3 protein-coding genes and 1 pseudogene are annotated in these 3,871 nt (G+C 67.4%); all 4 read left to right on the top strand.

Annotated elements, in window-relative coordinates:
- Nucleotides 1-361: pseudogene (locus ACEN88_RS26340) on the top strand (type II secretion system protein GspL); the annotation flags it as partial.
- Nucleotides 358-876 carry a type II secretion system protein GspM gene (gspM, locus tag ACEN88_RS26335; RefSeq protein ID WP_413344419.1) on the top strand — a complete coding sequence of 173 codons (519 nt, stop codon included), beginning with the start codon at nt 358-360 and terminating at the stop codon, nt 874-876. The pseudogene ACEN88_RS26340 and the gene gspM, both read left to right, overlap by 4 nt.
- Nucleotides 873-1,646 carry a type II secretion system protein N gene (gene gspN / locus ACEN88_RS26330; RefSeq protein ID WP_413344417.1) on the top strand — a complete coding sequence of 258 codons (774 nt, stop codon included), beginning with the start codon at nt 873-875 and terminating at the stop codon, nt 1,644-1,646. The genes gspM and gspN overlap by 4 nt, the downstream gene beginning before the upstream one ends.
- Nucleotides 1,646-3,871: type II secretion system secretin GspD (gene gspD / locus ACEN88_RS26325; RefSeq protein ID WP_413344416.1), on the top strand; the 2,226-nt coding region annotated here is incomplete at its 3' end. The genes gspN and gspD, both read left to right, overlap by 1 nt.

The following is a 3,871-nucleotide window of genomic DNA, read 5'->3' as shown; positions in this document are numbered from 1 at the left end:
GCGCCAGTCGATGGTCCAGACCTACCGCAACGTGTATCCGCGCGAAACGACGATCCTCGATCCCGTGCTGCAGATGCGCCAGCACATCGCCCGCGCGCGCGCCAACACGGGCGACGTGTCGCCCGACGAATTTACTTATCTCGCCTCGGCGCTGGGTGAAGCGACGCGATCGCTCGGCCGTCCGGTTGGACTTGTATCAATTGAATACCGCGAACGCGCGTTGACCGTCAAAGTCAAACCCGAAACGGTCGACCCCGGTTTGACCGGGCAGTTGCGCACGGCCCTGGCCACGCGCCGGCTCACGCTGGAAGAAAGCACGCCGGGCAACTGGGTCATCCGCAGCACGGGAGCCAAACCATGAGCATCGCCACCACCTTTGCCCAGTACCGCGAGCGCGCCACGGCGCTCTGGCTCGCGCGCACCGAGCAGGAACGCCGCTTCCTGGCGGCCGGCGGCGCCGTCGTGCTGGCCGCGCTGCTGTACCTGCTGCTCGTCGATCCGGCCATCGAAGGGCGCGCCCAGCTGCGCCGCCAGTTGCCGCAGCTGCGCCAGCAGGCGGCCGAGATGCAGGCCATGGCCCAGGAAGCGAGCACGCTGGCCCAGGCGCCGGAAACGCACGTCGTGCCGCTCACGCGCGAAACCGTCGGCAGCAGCCTGTCGGGACGCGGCCTGAATCCGGAATCGCTGTCGGTGAACGGCGAGTACATCAAGCTGCAGTTGAATAACGTGGCGTTCGCCAACCTGGCCACGTGGCTGGACGAGCAGCGCCGCGCCAACCGCTTGCTCGTGCAGGACGCCGTCGTCACGTCCCTGCCCGCCGCCGGCCAGGTCGACGCCAGCCTGACGCTGCGCCAGAACACCGGCAGCGGCCAATGAGGCGCACGTTTGCCTGGATCGCGCTGCCGACGCTCGCGGTGATCCTGACGGTACTCGCGTTCCTGCCGGCGGCATGGCTCGCGCCGATGGTCGAACGCCAGACGGATGGCCGTTTGACTCTGGGGGATGCGCAGGGTACGCTTTGGCGCGGCTCAGCCTTTGTGGGCGGGGCGCCGGGCGCGGGCGGATCCGTCACCCCGCTGCTGCCGGGACGCTTCAGCTGGCGCCTGTCGCCGCTGGTGCTGTTCGGGGATGTCAGCATGGACCTGGCCAACGACCAGGCGCTGGCGCAGCCCGTGCACGTCAGCGGCAGCTGGTCGCAATGGCAGGTCAGCGCCGGCCAGTTGCTGTTGCCGGCCGAAGGCCTGGCCGGGCTGGGTGCGCCGTTGAACACGCTCGCGCTCACGGGCACGATCAAGCTGTCCTGGAACCTGCTGGACATCGCGCGCCAGGGCAATACGGTGGCGGTGAGCGGACGTACGGTGCTGTCGCTGACCGACATGGGATCGCGCATGAGCCCGATCAAACCGCTCGGTACCTACGAGATGGCCATGGACTGGCACGGCCAGCGGGCCGACGTGGTGCTGCGTACGGTGAGCGGTGCGCTCCTGCTGTCTGGTAATGGAGCATTGGAAAACGGCCGCTTGCACTTCTCGGGACAGGCCGCGGCGGCCGACAAGTACGAAGACACGCTGGGCAACCTGCTCAACCTGCTGGGTCAACGGCGTATGGTGAACGGCAAGAACATAATCGCGTTAGAGTTCAGATGATGAAAAAAAATCCAACCCGCAGCATCCAGCAACTCCCGGCACTGCGCCGCATCGTGGCCGGCGCCATGCTCTGCTGCACCGTCGGAACAAGCGTCCTGCCGCCGCTCGCCCATGCCCAGGACGGTAGTGGTAATGGCGCCGCGCTCAACTTCGTCAATGCCGACATGGAGTCCGTGATCAAGGCGGTCGGCCATTACACGGGGACGACGTTCATCATCGACCCGCGCGTGAAAGGCACGCTGACGCTCGTTTCGGAAAAGACATTGACCAGGGCCCAGGCCTTCTCGCTGCTGACCTCGGCACTGCGCCTGCAGGGCTATGCGGTCGTCACCGGCGACGGTTATGCCAAGGTGGTGCCGGAAGCGGAAGCGAAGCTGCAGTCGTCGCCCACGCAGGTCGGCACCGGCGGCTCGCGGGTCAAAGGCGACCAGATCGCCACGCAGGTCTACCGCCTGCAGCATGAGTCCGCCGCGAACCTGACGGCCGTGCTGCGTCCGCTGATCTCGCCCAACAACTCGATCATGGCCGATCCGGGCAACAACAGCCTCGTGATCACGGACTACGCCGACAACCTGCGCCGCCTGTCGAAGATCATCGCCGCGCTCGACGCGCCGGCCACCGGCGACCTCGACGTGGTCCCGATCCGCAACGGCATCGCCAGCGACGTCGCCACGCTCGTCACGCGCCTGATGGAACCGGCGGCCGGCGGCGACGCGGGCCGCGTCACGGTGCTGGCCGATCCGCGCACCAACTCCGTCATCGTGCGCGCGCCGTCGCCCGCGCGCGCGAGCATGGCCAAGAACCTGATCGCGAAGCTCGACCAGCCGACGGCGGAACTCGGCAACATCCACGTGGTCTACCTGAAGAACGCCGACGCCAGCAAGGTCGCGCAGACCTTGCGCGCCGTCGTGTCGCAGGATGCGTCGGCCGTACCGGTGCAGCAGCAGGGCACGGCGGGCGGTTCGATCCAGTCCACCGCCACCGGCGGCGCAGGCGGTGCCGGCGGGCTCGGCGGCCAGCAGGGCCAGCAGAGCAGCGTCGGCATGGGCGGCACGGGCGGCTCGTTCTCCCAGCAGGGCCAGGCCACGGCCGGCGGTGCCGGCGGCGGACAGGGTTCCGGCTTCATCCAGGCCGACGCGTCGACCAACAGCCTCATCATCACGGCGCCGGACGCCATGTACCGCAACCTGCGCGCCGTCATCGACCAGCTCGACGTGCGCCGCGCCCAGGTCTACATCGAGGCACTGGTGGTCGAGGTGACGTCGACCGACGCGTCCGAGTTCGGCGTGCAATGGGTGGGCCTGACCGGCAACAACAACAGCAGCTACCGCGTCGGCGGCCTGCAGTCGTTCAGCCTCGGCGGCAGCAACAACAACATCGTCAACCTGGCGCTGGCCGCGGCGACGGGCATCAGCGGCGCGTCCGGCGCGACCACCGGCAGCTCGATCCCGACGCCGACCGGCCTGTCGATCGGCCTCTTCAAGCAGGTGAACGGCGAGCTGGGCCTGGGCGCGATCGCGCATGCCCTTGAAAGTACGGGACACGCCAACATCTTGTCCACACCGAACATGATCACGCTGGATAACGAACTGGCGACGATCAAGGTCGGTCAGAACATACCGATCATTACGGGTTCCTTCACGACGGGCGCGAGCGGGGCAAGCAATCCGTTCCAGACGGTCGACCGCAAGGACGTGGGCCTGCTGCTGAAAGTGCGCCCGCAGATTTCCGAAGGCGGTACGATCAAGCTGGCGATCTACCACGAGAATTCGGGGATCGACAACTCCGTCAGCTCGGCGTCGGGAATCGTGACCACCGTCCGCGCGATCGAGAGCAACGTGTTGGCCGACAATGGCCAGATCGTCGTGCTGGGCGGGCTGATCTCGGATGATGAATCCGAGAACAACGAAAAGACGCGTGGGCTGGGCGACATTCCGATCATCGGCAACCTGTTCAAGTACCGCACCCGCACGCGCGCCAAACGTAACCTGATGGTGTTCCTGCGCCCGGTCGTGGTGCGCAGCAAGGAACAGAACGACAGCCTGTCGATGGACCGCTACGAATTCATGCGCGCCGCCGGCGCGACGGCACAACCGGTCGACGACACCGTGCTGCTGAAGAATCTCGGCGCACCGGTGCTGCCGAGCCTGGTCAATGGCCAGCCGCCCGCGGGCAGCCCGATGGCCACGATGCCGCCGCCGGCACCCGCCGCTGCGCGTCCGGGT

The organism is Massilia sp. CT11-108 (assembly GCF_047302915.1).
Classification (GTDB): Bacteria; Pseudomonadota; Gammaproteobacteria; order Burkholderiales; family Burkholderiaceae_D; genus Telluria; species Telluria orientalis.
The sequence above is the reverse complement of the archived record's forward strand: the minus strand, read 5'-3'. Positions and strand labels throughout refer to the sequence as shown.